Source organism: Mariniphaga sp., from assembly GCF_041687215.1.
Lineage (GTDB): Bacteria > Bacteroidota > Bacteroidia > Bacteroidales > Prolixibacteraceae > Mariniphaga.
In genome coordinates this window covers 164,346-182,964 of record NZ_JAWLCI010000001.1, presented here as the reverse complement: position 1 = coordinate 182,964, position 18,619 = coordinate 164,346, and the positions used below count along the sequence as shown (strand labels likewise).

Sequence of the window (18,619 nt, the reverse complement as noted above, 5' to 3'; positions counted from 1 at the left end):
TTTTTTATCTCATTCTCTATGCACCTTCCCAGTTGGTTTTTTCCTGGAAGTTTTAAAATCACCAGGATTCTCAATTAATGCAGACAGTGTCTGCAACATTGAACCGGGTCTAATTTTGCCTCCTAAATTAAATCTTTCAAAAACAACATACAAGCAGCTTCATATTCAAAATTGTAGGGGATGGCATCAATGAACAAATTTTCTTCGTATTTAAAACTCAGGGGAGTATAAAAACTTTCAGAATGCGGATAAATTAATGCTAATTGAAGGCTGCCATTTCCCGACTGGTATTTTTTTCCGTAGGCATAAAGCTGGTACATGTCGGCTTGAGAGATATTGTAATTGTTTTGTGAAAAGTGCTGGTTAATCATCTTCCATTTGGTGTCTGCTACAATTGTTTTGCAATCGGTATGAATGACCAGGTCGGGTCTCAGTCTAAACTTTTCCTTGGAAATATTCAGGTCTGTCAGTAAATATTGGTTTCGATCCTGAAGTGAAATTTCCCAGTGAGGATGAAATTGTTTCAATTTTGAAGCCACATACGATTCAAATAGAACTTCCATGGGAAATAAAATAGCTGTGTTCAGGTTTTTCCCTTTGTAACTGGTGAACGACTCATTCTGAAGAAAAATCTTTGCCCACTGCAAGGCATTCTCGTAATAACTAAAAAGCCGGTTTTGACCGTTTAAATGCTGCAGGTCTTTTTCGAGATTGGAACAAGTTTTTACTTCATCGAACAAATCAATCAAACTGATAATTTGCCGGATGTTTCGGGGCGATTTGCTCTTTCTTTTCAAGTAAACCAACGCCGTTTTGAGAATCCGGTTTTGAGGAATATCGGCTCTAAACTCATCGAAATTCACAAAAAACCGTTCGCGGTGAATCAAATTGCTTTTCAAATTCTGGTTAAAAAGCAACCGGCCTTTCAGGTATTTCTGGTTTTCTTCCCTTGCAACATAAAAATGCTTTATCCCTCTTTTCAGTAAATGTTCCATCTCTTTCAGAAATACCGAGATGAAAATTTCCAGAATAGGCAGCCGGGCCGTTTTAATATGTGCCTGGTCGATTTTTTTAAAGGGCGAATCACGAAGTGTTCGAAGCATTTTAAGCAAAACAGATTTACTCTGCTTTATTAAAACCGGTTCGTTGTAGCAGGCAGCGTGATATATTTTTGGAAGAATTTCAATTATGGTTCCCTGACGTGTTTCAATGACGCCTACGTAATTTTTTACTCGGATAAAATCTTTCCCTTTTCGGCGATGCATCGAAAACGCCTGCTCAATTTCGCAACCGGGATCGTTATTTTCGGCCACAAAATTTTTCAGGCTTTCAAACGATTTGGCATCCATATAAATTTCGTTAAAACTATCAACTGGCTTTTCAGGAAAAAACTCCTTTTGATTCCAAATCGTACCAAATTCACAAATATGTTTAACTTCTGGCATTTATTCGTGTAATTGTTTTTCAGGTTTTTGATAAATGGATATAAACGATTCTTCATTTATCAAATTAAAATTGCCCGACACTAATTCAGAATTAATTTCGTAAATGATTTCATCTTCGTAATCTTCCACATCAAAACCGAACAGTTTTTTCTCCTCCTCAACACTGTAATTCTTTTTAATTTGAATGAGTTTTTGTGATTCCGATTTTTCCCAGCTTTTATTATCACCCAACACCAGTTGAATTTTCTCCCAGTCGTTGTAAAAATATTCCTGAAGCAATGGAATAATTTTATCACGGAAGACTTCGCATAATTCATTTTTACTTTTTATGCGGATGAAATACGAATGCCCGATAGTATGATCGCGATCCAGCAAAAACTCGATGCGTTCGTTTATTTTTGCCAGAAGTAGTTGCAGATTAATTTCTTCCACATTTTCATTCAGCAATTCCGGTAGAGGCATCATTTCTTTAAAATGAAAACGGCGACGCAGTGCCGTGTCTATAAGCGCAATGCTGCGGTCGGCGGTGTTCATGGTGCCAATAATCCACAGGTTTTGCGGAACCGAAAATTTCGATTTTGAATAAGGCAGAATCACTTCCAGTTCGTTTTCACCGCCCTGCCGCTTGTCGGGTTCAATCAACGTAATCAGCTCACCAAAAATTTTGGAGATGTTTCCGCGGTTAATTTCGTCAATGAAAAGCGCATACGGTTTTTCCGAGTCTTTTCGGGCTTTTTCGGCAATTCGGAGAAAAATACCCGGTTCAATTTTGTATTTCAGTTCTTCATCTTCGTCAAATCCTGGCCTGATTCCTTCGATAAACTCCTCATAGCTGTATGATTGGTGAAAAGTAATCATTTCAAAGCGTTTGGTAATTTTATTGTCAGGCTGATAATTTTTCCAGCTTTCGAGCTTTTCAACCAAATCGGGTAAAATTTCGTCCACGAGATTTTTATCGACTGACCACACCGAATTTTCCTCCTTCCAGAAAATTTGTGTTTCGCTGCGTTTGGCTACACCCACATTGGGGCATTCCTGTTTTGTAAAATGTTGCAACCAAAACCAAACCGTGTTGCGGGGCTTGCTGTTATTCGATTGGTTGATTTTTTCTGCCAGCAAATCATGCTGAACCAATTCGTTCACTTTGGCTTTTCCCAGTTCATACAAACAAATGGTAATCACTTCCCACCATTTCAATTCGCTAACCAGTTCAAATGTGAAAAGCTCAATTGATTTTCCTTCTGATTTATCAATGAAATGGTTCACATAATTTCGAGTGAGCTCATAGGTTTTACCCGTTCCGGGCGGTCCGTAAAGAATGAGGTTTTGGGGGAAGTTGAATTGGTTGATATCATTTTCTGAATTTTTGTTTTTTACCTTAACATCGTTGTTCGAAAAAGCAATTTGAAAGATTTTATGGCGGTATGCTTTTTCAAAAACAGCTTTTCGGTATGCCGGATTATCATATTTGATATACCCCGATTGGATTCCGTAAAATAGATTTTCCTTGCATATTTTTAACCACTCGTTTTTATATTTCTCTATAATATTTCTATCTCTTCTAAAGTAAACATAAATCGCGGGTGTTTCAATTCCTGGAACTTCGGCAAAAATTTCATGATTTATGTATCCTGGTTCCTTCGATACATCGTCTAATAAATTTGCAGGAAGTGTTATTCTAAAAGAATCTTTTGAAGTTTTAAAAATGTATCGTTGATTAACTGTTGCCGCTAATCTATCTGATTTTTGTACTGAACTAAATACCAGCCGTTGGTCATTTTTCTTTAAATCGAAATATTTGATAAAAGAGTCAATCATTTGAAAATGAAAATGAATACTTTTTTCATCCTCAATAGATCGGATTTGATGAATGAGTTTTAGTTCATCCTCTGAAACAAAAATGGCTTGAGAATTTATCATTTTCTTGATTATTTCATATTGCTCTTTTGTCGCTGAAAAATTTGTTCCCTGATTTCCGGCTTTGAAGTCTAAAAATTCAGAGAGTGAAATCAAATCATCTTTTAGTATTGGATTATCCTTTTGGTTGTGAATGATTGATATTTCGACATAATCCTGATTGCTTTGAGAATTGGTTTTAACATCCGATGTTGTTTCACATAGGGCATAGCATCCACTGTTTTTTCCAACCATCCAGATAATTACTTTATCCCCTTTTTTGATGTCCTTTTTAAAAGCATTTACATGCCAGATATCCTGTCTGGTTTCATTTGTCCAGTGTTCGCGTAAATCCCATACTATAGGATTACACTGAAAAATCCAGTAATTGGGTGGAGCATTTTTATCTAAAGTGATATACAGCACATCCTGAGCTAAAATATTTAAATTTTCATCCTTCCAGACATTTTTGGGCAATGTTGCATTGGTCAATTGCCAAAGTTCATTATCTCCTGCTAAATATTTTTCTTTAAAATTTTGAATGAGTTTTAAATAATGGGAATATTTTTTGCCTTTACGGGCTTTCTTTTCATTTAGCAGAAGACAAAATTTAGTATAAAAAGAGTCTTTAAAAAAGGTATATTTTTCAGGATAATGAAAAGTCAAATAAACACTTATTGTTCTTTCATCCTGAAAACCATTTAGTTTTTGATCAAGACTTTTTATTATAGAATCCGTTTTGTTGGAAAATGCTGCTATCCTTTCATTTAGATCAATAGACTCGTTGAATAAAAGTGTGAATAAGTTTTTTAATTCCTTCGGTTTATTCTTTGCGAGATAATTAATTGAAGTAAATGCCAAATTATAAATCAGATTAAAGTGTTTTTCGAGGGATAATCTCAACATTTTTGAAAAGTCATCGGCTTCAATATTCCAATTTTTTTGAAAATGTTGTATAGCCTCGTATTTGAAAAATTCATCTTCGTGTCCGTCTTTCTGCTTGATTTCTTTATATCGTTTTATCAAATCAAGCACTGGGTTTTGGTTGTCGTGCATATTTTATTCTTTTAGTTTTTATTTTGAAGGTTAAATATAAAACCTTTTTACTGCAAATCCAGCGGATTTGAAAGTTTATAGAAGGAATTAAATGTTCGGGATTTGATTATTAAATTTTGAAAGCAACATTAAAAACAATCAATGCGCTGATTGTTTTATATGAATTTTTATCAATACGATGATAATTTTAATTAAAAATATTATATTTGCATTGATAACTTAGAACAAATGGAGGTATTAATTCAACGATTTTACGAAAAATATGCACAAACTAATGTTAATTCAATCCGAGATTTTGAACAGAAAGTGGATTGGAACAACCGGGTTATTGGCTTAAAAGGAAGCAGGGGGGTTGGCAAAACTACGCTTCTTTTACAGCATATTAAAAAGAATTACAAACCCTCTGGCAAAATTTTATATACCAGTCTCGACCATTTTTGGTTTGCCGAAAACCGCCTTTACTATCTTGCCGATATTTTTTATAAAAAAGGCGGGGAAATATTATTCTTAGATGAAGTACATCGTTATCCAGACTGGTCGGTTGAGTTAAAAAATATATACGATGATTTCCGCGATTTAAAAATTGTTTTTACCGGTTCGTCGTTGCTCCACCTGGAGAAAAGCCGTGCCGATTTAAGCCGAAGGGCTGTACTTTACAATATGCCCGGACTGTCTTTAAGGGAGTTTCTGAATTTTCAAACCAACAATAGTTTTCCGGCGTACACTTTGCAGGAAATTATAAACAAACATGTTGAAATTGCAATTTCTGTATTGGAAAAATTAAAACCGCTTAAGTTTTTTCAGGATTACCTGAATTATGGTTATTATCCTTTTTACCTGGAAAATATCGACTCATTTCATCAAAAATTAAGCGAAGCAGTTCATACTGTTCTCGAAGTGGATATTCCTCAGTTCGAATCCATTCAAACTTCGCATATTCTGCTTTTAAAAAAGCTTTTACAAATTATTTCTTCTTCTGTTCCATTTAAACCCAACCTGCAATCTATTAGCCAGCGCAGCGGAATAAGCATAAACACACTAAAAAAATATATTTATCTGCTCGACCGGGCAAATATTATTTCTCTGTTGCATGCTGATTCAAAAGGAATGAGCAACCTGAGCAAACCAGAAAAAATATTTCTTCAGAATACAAATCTCATGTATAACCTGTCAGGCGAAAATCAAAATATTGGAAACCTTAGAGAAACATTTTTCCTGACCAACCTAAAAGAGGTTGGCAAAGTTGAAGCCGCCAAATCAGGTGATTTTTTTGTAAACGATAAATATACTTTTGAAATAGGAGGCAAATGGAAAAACCAGAAGCAGATAAAAAATATTTCTGATTCATTTATCGTAAAAGATGAAATTGAAACCGGAAACGATAACATTATTCCTCTTTGGCTGTTTGGATTTTTGTATTAAAAAACATTGTATGAATTACGAAGGCAACATACTGAAAATGCGCACTGAACTGGCAAAACCGGTTAATTATTTTCTGCCGGTGGGCGGGCAGGAGATTAAAATGAACGACCTTATTGGCAAAGAAATAAGCCTGCATTTCACCGGGCAAATCAACTGTATTTCGTGCGGAAAAATTACCAAAACCTCATTTAACCAGGGGTTCTGCTACAACTGTTTGCAAACGGCGCCAGAGTCCAGTGAGTCGGTTGTGCGGCCCGAGTTGTCGAAATCGCAATTTGGCATTGCGCGTGACATGGAGTGGGCGGAAAAACACGACCTCATCGAACACACTGTTTACCTGGCCGTGGCCAGCGAGTTAAAAGTCGGCGTTACCCGTCACCACCAGATTCCCACCCGGTGGATTGACCAGGGCGCAAGCTTTGCCATTCAACTGGCTAAAACGCCAAACCGCCATATTGCCGGAATCATCGAAATTTTTCTGAAAAAACATTTTACCGACCGCACCAACTGGCAGGCCATGCTGAAAAGCGATGGCAACACGGAAATCAACCTTCAGGAAGAAAAGAAAAACGCCCTGCAGCTTTTGCCGGCAGAACTTCAAAAATACTATTGCGAGGATGATGAAATCACCTCCATTGAATATCCGCTTTCAGATTTGCCGGAAAAAGTAAAAAGCATCGGGTTCGACAAAACGCCTGATATTGAAGAAGTTTTGAAAGGAATAAAAGGCCAGTATCTTGTATTTAAAAACGATATAGTTTTGAATATCAGAAAACATAATGGGTATTTTATTCAAATTAAAAGCCCCTCTTAATCTCCCCCAAATGGAGAAACTGAAAAAGAGACCCATTTTTATTTTTAACTGACAATTCTCCTACTTCCCCAAAATAAAAATTGCTTTATTTGCTAATAGAAAATAATTTTGGAGGCTTCCTTCGGAAAAACCTTTTAAAAGATTGAAAAATGGAAAACATGGACTGGCAAAATTTAGGATTCGGGTACCGTGATACCGACTACAATATTCGTTGTTACTACCGTAACGGACAATGGGGCGAACTGGAAATCAGTTCATCGAACCAGATTAATATTCACATGGCAGCTACTTCGCTGCACTATGGGCAGGAGGCTTTTGAAGGGCTGAAAGCGTTTAAAGGGAAAGACGGTAAGGTGCGTATTTTCCGAATGGATGAAAATGCCAAACGACTGCAAAATTCATGTGATGGCATTTTGATGGCCAAATTGCCGGTTGAAAAATTTATGGAAGCCGTGCGACTGGCCGTAAAAATGAATGAGCGGTTTGTGCCACCTTACGATAGCGGTGCAGCGTTATATATCCGTCCATTGCTGATTGGCACCGGCCCAGAGATTGGCGTTAAACCTGCCACCGAATACCTGTTTATGGTGTTTGTAATGCCGGTTGGTCCTTATTTCCCCGAAGGATTTAAACCCACCGATTTGGTAATTATGCGTAAATACGACCGCGCCGCCCCACAGGGAACCGGAAAATTCAAAGTGGGCGGAAATTACGCCGCCAGCATGGGTGCCGGAAAGCTGGCTAAACAGCAGGGATTTTCAGCCGTTTTGTACCTCGACAGCAAGGAGAAAAAATACCTCGACGAGTGTGGCCCCGCCAATTTTTTCGGAATAAAAAACAAAACATACGTTACACCACTCTCAGACTCCATTTTACCATCTATTACCAACAAAAGCCTGATGGTGCTGGCCGAAGAAATGGGATTGAATGTGGAACGTCGCAAAGTTCCCTACGAAGAACTGGCTGAATTCGAAGAAGTAGGCGCTTGCGGAACTGCCGCTGTAATTTCACCGATTAAAGGCGTTTACGATGCCGATAACGACAAGTGGTTTAAATACGGCAACCAAAAAGAAGCCGGCGATTGGTCAACCAAACTGTACAACAAGTTGCGGGCTATTCAGTACGGCGACGAAGAAGACAAATACGGTTGGGTGGAAGTTTTGTAAGAATAGCCTCTCCTAACCTCTCTAAAGGAGAGGGATTAAAGAAAAAAAATACAAAGCTCTGGAGATTTTTCCAGAGCTTTTTTATTTGGGATGGCATCCCTCGAAAGGATGCTATCCCTTGATTACCTTAAAATATTTTCTTGTTCTGTAACATCTCCTTGACTTGTTCGTCTTATGCAATGAACAGTGTTCAAAAGCAGCCAATGACAGTAAACGAATACAATGAAGCAGTAAATTTGTACTCCGACCGGCTTTTCCGGTTTGTGCTGAAAAGCATCCGGGACACTTTTGCGGCGGAGGATATTGTGCAGGACAGCTACGAAAAACTCTGGAAAAATGTGGAAAATGTGGACGGCGCCAAAGTAAAATCGTACCTGTTTACCACGGCATACCATACCATGATTGACCGCATCCGGAAAGAAAAACGGTCGGCATATTCTGAAGAACTTAACCTGCCCGAAGAAAGCCATGAAAACAATTATTCCGATTTGGGTGAAATACTGAAAGAAGCTGTTAACCGGCTGCCCGAAATTCAGCGCATGGTTTTATTGCTGCGCGACTACGAAGGCTATTCGTACAACGAAATTGGCGAAATTGCCAACTTAAACGAATCGCAGGTAAAAGTTTACATTTACCGGGCGAGGGTATTTTTGAAGAATTACATTGGTAAAATGGAAGCGGTGGTTTAGGCCTCCTCCTAACCTCCTCCAAAGGAGGAGGAATAAGAAAAGAAGAAGGAAAATTGCGATGCAAAAAGAGAGAGAAATGAAGATTACAAGAGATAATTACGAAGAATATTTCCTCGATTACCTGGAAGGGAATCTGGATGAAAACCTGGTGGACGATTTTATCGACTTCCTCAGGCAAAATCCTGATTTGAAAGCCGAACTGGAAATGGCCGGAACTGTAAAAGTGGAATTGGAAAACGTTTCATTTGCCAAGAAAGGAAAACTCTACAAAGAAAAATACGACCTGGAAACGGAATTCAACCGGGCGGCTGTGGCTCGTTTGGAAGGAGACCTTCAGGAAAACGAAAAAAACGAATTTGAAAATTACCTTACCAAACATCCTGAAAAACAGAAGGAAGCTGCTCTATTTGAAAAAACCAGGCTGAAAGCCGATGAATCCATTTTTTTCCGGAAGAAAAACAAACTTTACCATTATTCAGCCGGAAAAACCATTTTGCTGTGGTCAACCCGGATTGCCGCTGTTTTGGTGCTTGCTTTTATGGTTTACCGGGTAGCTGATAACATTTCAACTCAAAATAATTTGCCGGAAAACCAGGTTGCCGTGTCGGAAAAGAAAACGAACCCCAAACCGGCAGAACCAACCGTTATTCCTGAAAAAACGGAGAAAAAAGAAGAAGTTGTACCAATAGACAGGAAAGTAGCTGAACCCCTGAAAAAAGAGGAGCCCAAAGCAGAGCCCGTTAAAAGTTTACGCGAAACAACAAAAGGCAGAATGGATCATGAAAGGATTGCAGAAGCCAGAATTCCGGTTGAAATTCCCGAAAAACTGTCTGGAAAGATGGCATTTCTTGAATTCCAGCAACCTGCAATGGCTCTGGCTCAAATGAAAGTTGCATTACCTGAAGCTCCGGATGATGTTTATGAAGAACGTCTCCTTGCTGATGTGGTAAAAGAAAAAACCGGACTTGGCAGCATTTCATTAAATAAAGTGGCCCAAGCCGGCCTGAACCTGGTTTCAACTGTTTCGGGTGAAAAATTCAGTTTCGATACCAATACCGACGGACAAATTACAGAACTGAATTACGATTCCCGACTGCTGGCTTTTTCCATTCCCACAAAAAACGATTGAGATAAGCAATAAAACACACCCCTGTAAATCGCAAAACCTTCAATCGCAATTTTCCCTATTTAACCATTTCGCAATTTAACCGTTTTACAATTTGAACATTCATGCATTCTCTCATTAAAGCATCAAAAAAATTTTTCTTCCTGTAACTTTCTTTCCACCCTGTCCGTCTGAGCAACAGAACATTTAAAACAGAAAAAAATGAAACGATTAATCAGCATTATCTTATTCAGCTTCCTGGCAATAAATCTTTTTGCACAAACCGATACTACAAAGGTGGGTTCGAAAAACAAAAACGTGGTTACCGTTATCGAAAATGGCCAAAAAGTCCAGGTAAAAGTGGGCAATGAAAAAGGAGTGGAAGTAATTACTGATGAATGGGGAGATACTACTCATGTTAGAATTGGCCGCCGCACCTTTAGAGTGATTGAAGGCGGAAACGGTACTTACGTAAAAATTGACAAGGAAGAACGGCAGAAAAACTGGACAGGCAGTTTTAATCCGCACTGGGCAGGACTGGAATTTGGAATGAACATGTACCGGCAGTCCGATTATTCCATGTACTACAATTTGGAAGTTCCGCAGGATTTTATGGACCTGCATTACGGAAAATCCATAACTGTGAACCTCAATTTTATGGAATGGGCATTTAAAAACGAAGCCAATAATTTCGGACTGGTTACCGGACTTGGATTCAGCTTTATGGATTTTACCTTTGACCAGCCCATTACTATTGAGAAGGAAGGCGGCAATGGTATTATTATGCCTGTTGGACTTGACCCCGATGGTTTGAAAAAAACTAAGCTGAATGTGACTTACCTTACCGCACCCCTGATGCTTGAAGTAAAAACTCCGCTCCGGGCCGGTAACTCACGGCTTTACCTGGCAGGTGGGGTTATTGGAGGAGTAAACATCGGTTCGCATACCAAATACAAATACCGGAATGACAAGGAAAAATCGCGCAGCAACTTCAACCTGAACCAGTTTAAATACGACCTGACCGGACGAATTGGATTCGGCGATTTCACCGTGTTTGTTAATTATGGGATGACACCGTTATTTAAGGAAGGCCGTGGCCCCGGACTTCATCCGGTTACTTTTGGATTTTCATTTCCGAATATTTAAAATATTTCGGCTACTTTTAATGCTCAAAAACCTGATATGAAGTTTTTGAGCATTTTTCCTTTTGTTAGCTTTATTTTTCTGGCAACCACACTGATTGTTCGAATTATTTATCTTCGAAAAAAAGGAATCAGGGTGAGCTCCAAATCGGGGGAAAAACCGAAATTTTTGGTATTTCTTTATCCTGTTTTCGGCTTGCTTTTCCTGGTTTGGTTAGCCGAACTGGCCAATCTGGCTTTTCAGTTTTCGTGGTCGTTTTTGCCGGAATTTGTAACGAAATCACTGCTCAATTTTCAATGGCTTCGTTATGCCGGAGTAATATTGATTTTCATTTCCCTTGTATTTTGGGTACTTACCTTACTGGATTTCAGGTATTCGCTGCGGTTTGGATTTGATGACAAAAATCAGGGAGAACTGGTTACCCGAGGCGTTTTTTCACAATCGCGCAATCCGTTTTTTCTTTCCATCGACTTTTTTTTTACAGGACTTGCACTGTTTCATCCCAGCATATTCTTTTTGATAATGGCTTTATTAACACTAATCAGCATTCATTTTTTCATTCTGAAAGAAGAAAAATTCCTGCGGAAACATTACGGCGAGGCTTACAAAAAATACCAGGAAAAAACCGGCCGGTATTTTTAGGAGATTATTTCACATGAAGCAGTTTTTCACCTCTATATTCAAACCAATCGTCGTTGGCAATAATTTGAACGGTATGCACTCCCGGTTTTAGTTCCGGTTTAACGCTGGCTTCCCAAATGTGTTCCGAATCGTAATCGCCGCCCATTTTTCGCCAGGGAACCTCACCCAGTTGTTTTTCTTTTTCCTTTTCATCCAATCTCACCGGATCGATTTGAGGAATTCTTTTCATTTCAATCCATTCACCATTGTCCCCTATTTTCATTTTCACCGCCGCATCAGGCAACGCATTGTAAATATTGGCAATCACTTTAATTTCATTTTCAGATGAAACTGCTTCGGGAGCATGAATGTGCATCTGAACATTTTCAGGAACTCCGGCAGTTTTCCATTCCAGTTTCCAGTCGTTTTTATCGATGTGCAAAAAAGCATAACCGTTTGGTGTTCCGTCCGACATCATGGTATGCGGAATTCCAAACTCATTGGGTGCACCGGTCCACCAGGCCCCGCAAACCGTTCCCATGCTAATCATGTGCAGCGGCTCATTTCGGGGGAATCCGGCTTCCTGTCCGATAAATTGATGGTAATGCCGGTGAGTATGGGCAACCAGCGAAAGACTGTTTGAATGACTGGCCAGCAAGTTATAGAATTCCTGTTTTTCAGCCTCATCATGCCATTCCCTTGAGCCCTCCCATGGAATGTGCGCCATTAAAACCAAAAGCTGATCATCATCCAGGCGCTTTATTTCATTTCTGAAAAATTCCAGTTGATTCTCGCCAAGCCCGGTGCGGTAGTAACGTTCGTCACCATCAATTATCCACCGTACATTGTCGAGCACAATAAAATGTGCAGGGCCATGGCTGAACGAATAATAAGAAGGCCCGAATTTTTTGTACCAGGTGCCGCGCGCCTCAATGCTGTTGTTGCCGGTATAATCAAAATCATGGTTTCCAGCCACATACCACATTGGAATTCCAATGGGCGAAAGGCTCCCGGTAAGGTGATCGTAAATGGATAAATCATCGAAAACCACGTCGCCCAGCGTTACGCCAAAATCGGCATCGGTTCCAATCAGTTCAGGAATAACATCTTTTGACATGAAATAGATTTCTTTATTATCGCGGGGCTGGGTATCACCAAAAATGAGTGCTTTTATTTTATCCGGTTCTTTTGAGGGAAGCAGAGGAAAATCAACCGATAAGGGAAGCTGTCCTGTTGGCGCAAGCCCTTCGTATTTTGTTCCTGAAATACCGGTGGTACTGTACATTTTATAAAATCGCGGAATCTGATTTTCGTCAACCGGTACTGCCCAATTTCGGGGTTTGATAACAAATACAGCCGAATTATTGCGAAGCGGAAGTTCATACTCTCCTTTTCGGTCAGTTACAGTAACATCGCGGCTATTTGATACTGCAATATTTTTAAGTGGCTTGTCTCCGGAATCGAAAACGCCATTTTCATTTTTATCGTGAAAAACAATTCCTTTGACTGTTGATTGTGTTTGTGCATAAAGTGAATAATTGGTTAATGCTGTCAAAAGAAGCAATACTGTTGCAAAAACCAGTGTTGACGATTTTCTCATGATTCCTGTATTTTATTTTTAATGAATAAGCTTAAACGAAAATAACATTTGCAGAAAATAAAAGTTGATTTTTGATATCGGAAACTTTCCGGGAAAAATAGTGATAGCAAGAATAGAATTTGGGATTTCAGCAAGACATCTTTAAAATCAGTTGGTTACTGCTTTAAAATAAAAATCCCCTCATCGGTGCAAAACCAAATGTTGTTTTGATTATCCACTTTTACGCTTTTAATGAAAACCTCGGGTATTTGGCCTTCGGTGGAGCGGCGCCACTCCTGTCCGTCATAAACAAAATAGCCGGGATAATCGCCCTCAACTGTTCCATATCCGTAAACCCAGACATAATCACGCTTGTCGATAAACATCCGGGGTAAAATTGAAAAATGAAAATCCGTTTCAAATTTTTTCCATTTTTTCCCATCGAAAAAAGCCAGATAGTTTTCATTACCAAATGAAGATGATAATGAGTAATCTACAGTCACAAATGCTTCACCTTTCGAGTTAATGGCAAGACTTGAAATCCAGTAAAAACTGCCATCTCCCCCGAGTTGTTTCCAGTTGTTCTGATTATCAATTCTAAAAACGGCAGAATTTCCAACGGTTCCCAGCGTCGCAAAATACACCCGGTTGTCCCGGTCCACTTTCAGGTTCTGAATGACATGCTGATTCAGGATTGAATTTTCAGGAGTAAAAAGGCTGAATGTACCGCTGTCATAACACATCAAACCACCGAGATTGTGAGCAGCACTGCCAAACCAGACTTTTCCATTGGGAGCAACTTCCACTTCATTCACATAATCACGCGGCAATCCGGCATTTTTAGAAGTGTAAAAAGTAAATTCGCCTTTGGAAAATCGAGCCAGGCCTTTCTCTTTTGTTCCCAGCCAAACTCTTCCGTCGGGCGAAACGGAAACATCCTGAATTACTGTTCCGGCTGAGTAGGATTGTGTGTTCAAACCATCGTAAAAAATCAGGTTACTCCCCGAAGCAATCCAGGCGTTTCCATCCTTGTCGAAGTCAACACAGGTAATGTTTTCGCCCTTTAATACCCATTCCGAAATGTCAAAATTGATTTCCTCTGAAAATTCGTTTAGTACAATTTCGTCGTCTTTATTGCAGGAAAAAAGAAACAAAAGCAGGATGAAGAAAAAATAGAATAGTTTCATAACGGTTTTTTTATCAAGATGATAAAATCGGTTTTAAGGTTGCGTCAGGATTAAATAAAGTAGCTGGAATATTGAACAGGTGATCCGCCAGCTGGGGGACACCAGTTCAATTTCTAAGCTCAACGTTAAAATACCTTTTCGCCTGCAATCCAGGTACTTTCAATTTTTGCATGTAAAACTTCCTGCTGCGAAGCAGTCATCAAATCGGTGTCAAGAATCACAAAATCGGCATATTTGGCGGGCTCGAGACTGCCTTTTTCCTTTTCTTCGAACGAAGCTTTGGCCGGCCAGATGGTCATGGACCTCAACGCCTGTTCGCGTGTTAATGCCTCCTCAATCAGGAAACCGCCTTCGGGCCAGCCATCGTGACCAGTGCGGAAAACAGAAGCATAAAATGTAAACAGTGGGTAAATTTCTTCTACCGGAAAATCGGTGCCATTGGGCAGCCAGCCCAATTGGTTAAGTAATGATTGGTATGCGTAAGCTCCGTTATTCAGGCGTTCTTCACCTAAGCGGTCGCCGGCCCAGTACATGTCGGACGTAGCGTGCGTAGCCTGCACCGATGGAACAATGGAAAATCGGGCAAACTTCTCTATATCATCAGGATAAATAATCTGAGCATGTTCGATGCGCCAACGGCGGTCGTTTTTACCTTTCAAAAATTTTCCGTAAGTATCCAGCATGAGGCGGTTGGCGCCGTCTCCAATGCAGTGAGTGGCTACCGCAAAGTTGTTTTCGTAAGCCTGCCGGCAAATGTTATCGTAATATTCCTGTGCTTCAATCTGAATCCCGCTGTTTCCAGGATCGTCGGAATAGTCTTCCAGCAGCAGTGCACCCCGCGAACCAAGTGCTCCATCGGCAAAAAGTTTTATGGTATTCACAACCAGGCGTTCCTCCTTTTTCGGACCGTTTTTCACAAAATATTCGAAGTTCTCTTCCGAAGGATTCAGCATGGCGTTGATACGCATTTTCAACTCGCCGGATTTTTGCATCTCTTCCATCAGCAAAGCCGTTGACTTATCCAGTCCGGCATCGGTAACCGAAGTGAGTCCGGCACCAAAACAGTTTTTCTGTGCTTCCAGCAGGCCAAGCCTTTGCTGTTCAGATGTAATTGGCGGAATCAGCCGCGAAACCAGTCCCATGGCATTGTCGATGAGAATTCCGGTGGGTTGGTCGTTTTTCAGTTCCACCAAACCGCCTGTCACTTTGGTTTCGGCAGTAATTCCGGCCATTTCCAGCGCTTTGGAATTGCACCAGCCGGCATGCCCGTCAACCCGAACCAGGTAAACCGGGATGTCGGGAAACAGTTCATCAAGTTTGGTATTATCCGGAAATTCAGCCACTTGCCAGTCGTTTTGGTCCCAACTTCGACCCAAAACCCACTCGCCGCCAAATTTTTCGTGGTGCGCCACAATGATTTCATAAATCTCTTCGGGTCCCGATGTTCCCCGCAAATCGGCATATTGCATCAGGTTTTCGCCATAACCGTTAAAATGTGTATGGGCATCATTAAATCCGGGATAAACAAATTTCCCCGCAGCATCCAGAATATTTTCAGAAGTATATTCAGCCAAAATTTCTTCGGTACTTCCGGTTGAAACAATTTTTCCGTCCACTACAGCAAAGCTTTCCACTTTTGTGAACGCATCATTAAGGGTATAAACCGTGCCGTTGGTTACAATCAAATCGGCTGGTTTTTGCGTATTGCATGAAATCATCGCTATCGAAATAAGTAAAACAAAAACAATTTTCCTTCTCATTTTTAGTCGTTTAAGCCTGGAATGACAACAAAGATAAATTTAAAATGATTGGGGATTGATATTTCTGAAATGTAGTAACAACCTCAAATGCTTTTTCGTTGGTAGTAAAAAAATTAATCATGCGGAAACTCTGTGCGTATTTACAGATGATTCCAGCTGTTCAACCATTTCGCTTAAGGCAATGGTTTGGATAAATCCCTTTACTGAAAGGTCTTCACCTAAAGATTCCCAGGTAACTCCAACTCCATTTCCAATTAATTTCCATTGCAGAAGTTCATTTTCTGTGGCATTTTTGAGACGCGGGTAAAAAGAAATTTTTGTTTCAAGTATTTTACCCGTATTTAAAATAATGCCAATCAAATCCAACTCCCTGTCTATAACCAGATTTTTGATTCGCAATCCCTTTTCAAAAATCAGAATATCAAGGGGGTCTTTTGATTTAATGTCTGCTTTATTGTTTTTTAAAGTATTCATCCCACATTCTTTTTAAATAATCTGAATTCTCTTTAATAATTTCTTCAATTTCTTTCTGTTGTTTTGAAGTAAAACCATAAAAATATGCTGTTTCAATAATTGGTTCCAGCCAAACCTTTCCATTGGCATCGGCTTTGGTTATATGAATATGCATTGGTTCAGCATTTTCATTGCTAAAAAAATAAAACCGGTATCCTTTTATTCTTAATACTACAGGCATAACGAATTCAAAGTTACTGATAAAAATTCATTTATCTCACCCCAATAATGAATTCAAAAATACTCTGTAATAGTAAAACAAAAACCCACAAATCTTTCAATAATAAATAGTTAAACATTATTCAGCCGGTAATTCAAGCTGTTTTTTCTGGTTATTTGAATTTTTCCGCCATTTTCTTGCTGGCCTGCATTTTCAACATATTGACATATCTCAATACATTGGTTGATGTTTGACCTCAAATAAATTATTATTGAAAACGTTAAACAATTTTCCAGTTTATTTTTTATACTTTAGCGCGTTAGAAAATTTAAACCAGCGGAATGTTTACAATAGGCATATTTACAACACATTTACCCTACATAGCTTTTGTGGTGTTCTATGCTTTTTTTCTGCTTTTTGGAGTCAACAAAGCTTCTTCCGGAGAAATAGAGTGGGGCGAAAATAACCTTGTACTTAAAGTACCGGCAGGAGAATCAAACGGGTCTGACTCTGCTGAATCCTTAAACTACCATTACCATCAGGGAGCAGGCATTTTTTCGCCCGGAACCAACGAACATTCTGCATTTACAGAAACTATACAACATACTTCATATCCTCCGGAAAATACCCGGAAATGGTATTTTTCACAGGCCCTCTTCAGCCGGCCACCTCCTGTTTTATCATAGTTTGCTTATCCTCCCAGGTTAAAACTAATCTGTGGAACAGGTTTTGAATGTATTAAAACTTCAAAACTCAAACATTTCTTATTTCACTCATTTTCAACAGAAAAGCACAATTATGATAAGCCTCATAGGAATCAGTTACAAAACATCGGCAGTTGAAGTCCGGGAGCAATTCTCGCTGGCAAAAGAAGATATTATTCCCTATTCGGAGTTGCTGCAAAAGGAAACCGGCATTTCCGATTTGGTGGTTTTGTCCACCTGCAACCGCACCGAAATCTATTTTTCGCAGGACAAATACGGTTTCCATTTGGCTGCCAAACTGGTTTACAAAACCCTGAAACATTTCAAAGGAATAGAACAAAAACACTGGCATTCGTTTTACAGTTATGCCGATGAAGATGCTGTGAAACACCTGTTTGAGGTTGCCTCAGGTATCGATTCCATGGTTATTGGTGAAGACCAGATTATCGGTCAAATTAAGGAAGCTTACATGTTTTGCACCGAAGCGGCACTTACCGACGCAGTCCTGATGCGCCTTTTCCAAAAATCATTCGAGGCAGGTAAACGTGTGCGCACCGAAACCAAAATAAAAATGGGAACAACCTCGGTGAGCGGAGCAGCCGTTCAAAAGTGCATCAATCTGTTCGAAAACCTATCCAGCAAACGGGTTTTGATGATTGGCGCCGGCGAAACCGGAAGCCTGGTTTTGCAAAATTTCCATAAGAATGGCAATCCGAAAATTACCGTCACCAACCGCACCGAAGAGAAAGCAAGTAAACTGGCCGGCAAACACAATTGTACCATCTTGCCGTTTGAGCAGATGGCCAGCCATTTGTTTCTGTACGATATTGTGATTGTGGCTACCGGCTCCAAAAATCCGCTGGTAACGCGCGAAATGGTTGAAGAATCGCTTAATATCCGCAAAAACCAAAAACAGGTTTTTATTGATATTTCCGTTCCGCGAAACATTGAAAACAGCATAGAAGAGCTGGATGCTGTTCAGCTTTTTACCATCGACGATTTCAATGAAATCATTCAAACCAACATGGAAAAGCGTAAAGACAGTCTTGAAACTGCCCATGAGATTATCAGTGAAATTGTTGATGATTTTTCTGAATGGCTGGCAAGTCGCTCGTTAAAGCCTGCAATTCAGGCCATTACCTATAACCTGCAGAAAATTTCCAAAGAAGAGGTTTCAGGATACAACAAAGTGGATTCGGAAGAAATTCAAATGGCCATCAATGAATTTTCAAAGCATTTGGCTCAAAAATACACCCGGTTGTTTATTAAAAACCTGAAGGAAATGACAGCCAACGGCAAAAAAACCGATACCCTGAAACTGGTAAACGAACTCTTTAGCATCAGCGAATAATCGTTTTC

Annotated in this window: 16 protein-coding genes; 9 read left to right on the top strand and 7 right to left on the bottom strand. The window is 39.6% G+C overall.

Annotation, left to right across the window (positions count from 1 at the left end; genetic code table 11):
- Nucleotides 1-122: 122 nt before the first annotated feature.
- Both ACESMA_RS00790 and ACESMA_RS00785 read right to left on the bottom strand, forming a co-directional pair.
- Nucleotides 123-1,445 (bottom strand): McrC family protein, encoded by a 1,323-nt coding sequence (locus ACESMA_RS00790; protein ID WP_372946836.1) that lies wholly within the window; start codon nt 1,443-1,445, stop codon nt 123-125.
- The gene (locus ACESMA_RS00785) at nt 1,446-4,397 is read right to left on the bottom strand and encodes an AAA family ATPase (RefSeq protein WP_372946835.1); all 2,952 of its coding nucleotides are present in this window, start codon (nt 4,395-4,397) and stop codon (nt 1,446-1,448) included.
- 228 nt (nt 4,398-4,625) lie between these two features.
- On the opposite strand from ACESMA_RS00785, the gene ACESMA_RS00780 reads away from it, so the two are divergent.
- The 7 genes from ACESMA_RS00780 (at nt 4,626) to ACESMA_RS00750 (ending at nt 11,378) form a co-directional block, all read left to right on the top strand.
- Nucleotides 4,626-5,819 (top strand): ATP-binding protein, encoded by a 1,194-nt coding sequence (locus ACESMA_RS00780; RefSeq protein WP_372946834.1) that lies wholly within the window; start codon nt 4,626-4,628, stop codon nt 5,817-5,819.
- A gap of 10 nt (nt 5,820-5,829) precedes the next feature.
- Nucleotides 5,830-6,633 (top strand): DUF2797 domain-containing protein, encoded by an 804-nt coding sequence (locus tag ACESMA_RS00775; protein ID WP_372946833.1) that lies wholly within the window; start codon nt 5,830-5,832, stop codon nt 6,631-6,633.
- A 149-nt stretch (nt 6,634-6,782) separates the two neighbouring features.
- Complete coding sequence (locus ACESMA_RS00770; protein WP_372946832.1) at nt 6,783-7,799, top strand: branched-chain amino acid aminotransferase; 1,017 nt, start codon at nt 6,783-6,785, stop codon at nt 7,797-7,799.
- 203 nt (nt 7,800-8,002) lie between these two features.
- Nucleotides 8,003-8,488 carry an RNA polymerase sigma factor gene (locus tag ACESMA_RS00765; protein WP_372946831.1) on the top strand — a complete coding sequence of 162 codons (486 nt, stop codon included), beginning with the start codon at nt 8,003-8,005 and terminating at the stop codon, nt 8,486-8,488.
- A gap of 76 nt (nt 8,489-8,564) precedes the next feature.
- Nucleotides 8,565-9,617, top strand: coding sequence for a hypothetical protein (locus ACESMA_RS00760; RefSeq protein WP_372946830.1), 1,053 nt, complete (start codon nt 8,565-8,567; stop codon nt 9,615-9,617).
- 198 nt (nt 9,618-9,815) lie between these two features.
- Nucleotides 9,816-10,739 carry an outer membrane beta-barrel protein gene (locus tag ACESMA_RS00755; RefSeq protein ID WP_372946829.1) on the top strand — a complete coding sequence of 308 codons (924 nt, stop codon included), beginning with the start codon at nt 9,816-9,818 and terminating at the stop codon, nt 10,737-10,739.
- 36 nt (nt 10,740-10,775) lie between these two features.
- Nucleotides 10,776-11,378, top strand: a complete 603-nt coding sequence (locus tag ACESMA_RS00750) for a methyltransferase family protein (RefSeq protein ID WP_372946828.1) — start codon at nt 10,776-10,778, stop codon at nt 11,376-11,378.
- Nucleotides 11,379-11,382: 4 nt separating this feature from the next.
- Here the strand turns inward: ACESMA_RS00750 and ACESMA_RS00745 are convergent, their stop codons facing one another.
- From ACESMA_RS00745 to ACESMA_RS00725, 5 genes are all read right to left on the bottom strand, one after another.
- A complete protein-coding gene (locus ACESMA_RS00745) occupies nt 11,383-12,957 on the bottom strand; it encodes a calcineurin-like phosphoesterase C-terminal domain-containing protein (protein ID WP_372946827.1) in 1,575 nt (524 codons plus the stop codon).
- Nucleotides 12,958-13,112: 155 nt separating this feature from the next.
- Nucleotides 13,113-14,123 (bottom strand): hypothetical protein, encoded by a 1,011-nt coding sequence (locus ACESMA_RS00740; RefSeq protein ID WP_372946826.1) that lies wholly within the window; start codon nt 14,121-14,123, stop codon nt 13,113-13,115.
- 125 nt (nt 14,124-14,248) lie between these two features.
- Nucleotides 14,249-15,883, bottom strand: a complete 1,635-nt coding sequence (locus ACESMA_RS00735) for an amidohydrolase (RefSeq protein ID WP_372946825.1) — start codon at nt 15,881-15,883, stop codon at nt 14,249-14,251.
- A 117-nt stretch (nt 15,884-16,000) separates the two neighbouring features.
- Nucleotides 16,001-16,357 (bottom strand): DUF2442 domain-containing protein, encoded by a 357-nt coding sequence (locus ACESMA_RS00730; RefSeq protein ID WP_372946824.1) that lies wholly within the window; start codon nt 16,355-16,357, stop codon nt 16,001-16,003.
- Nucleotides 16,335-16,577 (bottom strand): DUF4160 domain-containing protein, encoded by a 243-nt coding sequence (locus tag ACESMA_RS00725; protein WP_372946823.1) that lies wholly within the window; start codon nt 16,575-16,577, stop codon nt 16,335-16,337. Before ACESMA_RS00725 ends, ACESMA_RS00730 begins: the two co-directional genes overlap by 23 nt.
- Before the next feature lie 320 nt (nt 16,578-16,897).
- Between ACESMA_RS00725 and ACESMA_RS00720 the strand changes: the two genes are divergently transcribed.
- Nucleotides 16,898-17,242, top strand: coding sequence for a hypothetical protein (locus ACESMA_RS00720; RefSeq protein WP_372946822.1), 345 nt, complete (start codon nt 16,898-16,900; stop codon nt 17,240-17,242).
- A 112-nt stretch (nt 17,243-17,354) separates the two neighbouring features.
- On the top strand, nt 17,355-18,611 hold the full coding sequence (gene hemA / locus ACESMA_RS00715) for a glutamyl-tRNA reductase (protein ID WP_372946821.1): 1,257 nt from the start codon (nt 17,355-17,357) through the stop codon (nt 18,609-18,611).
- Nucleotides 18,612-18,619 lie beyond the last annotated feature (8 nt).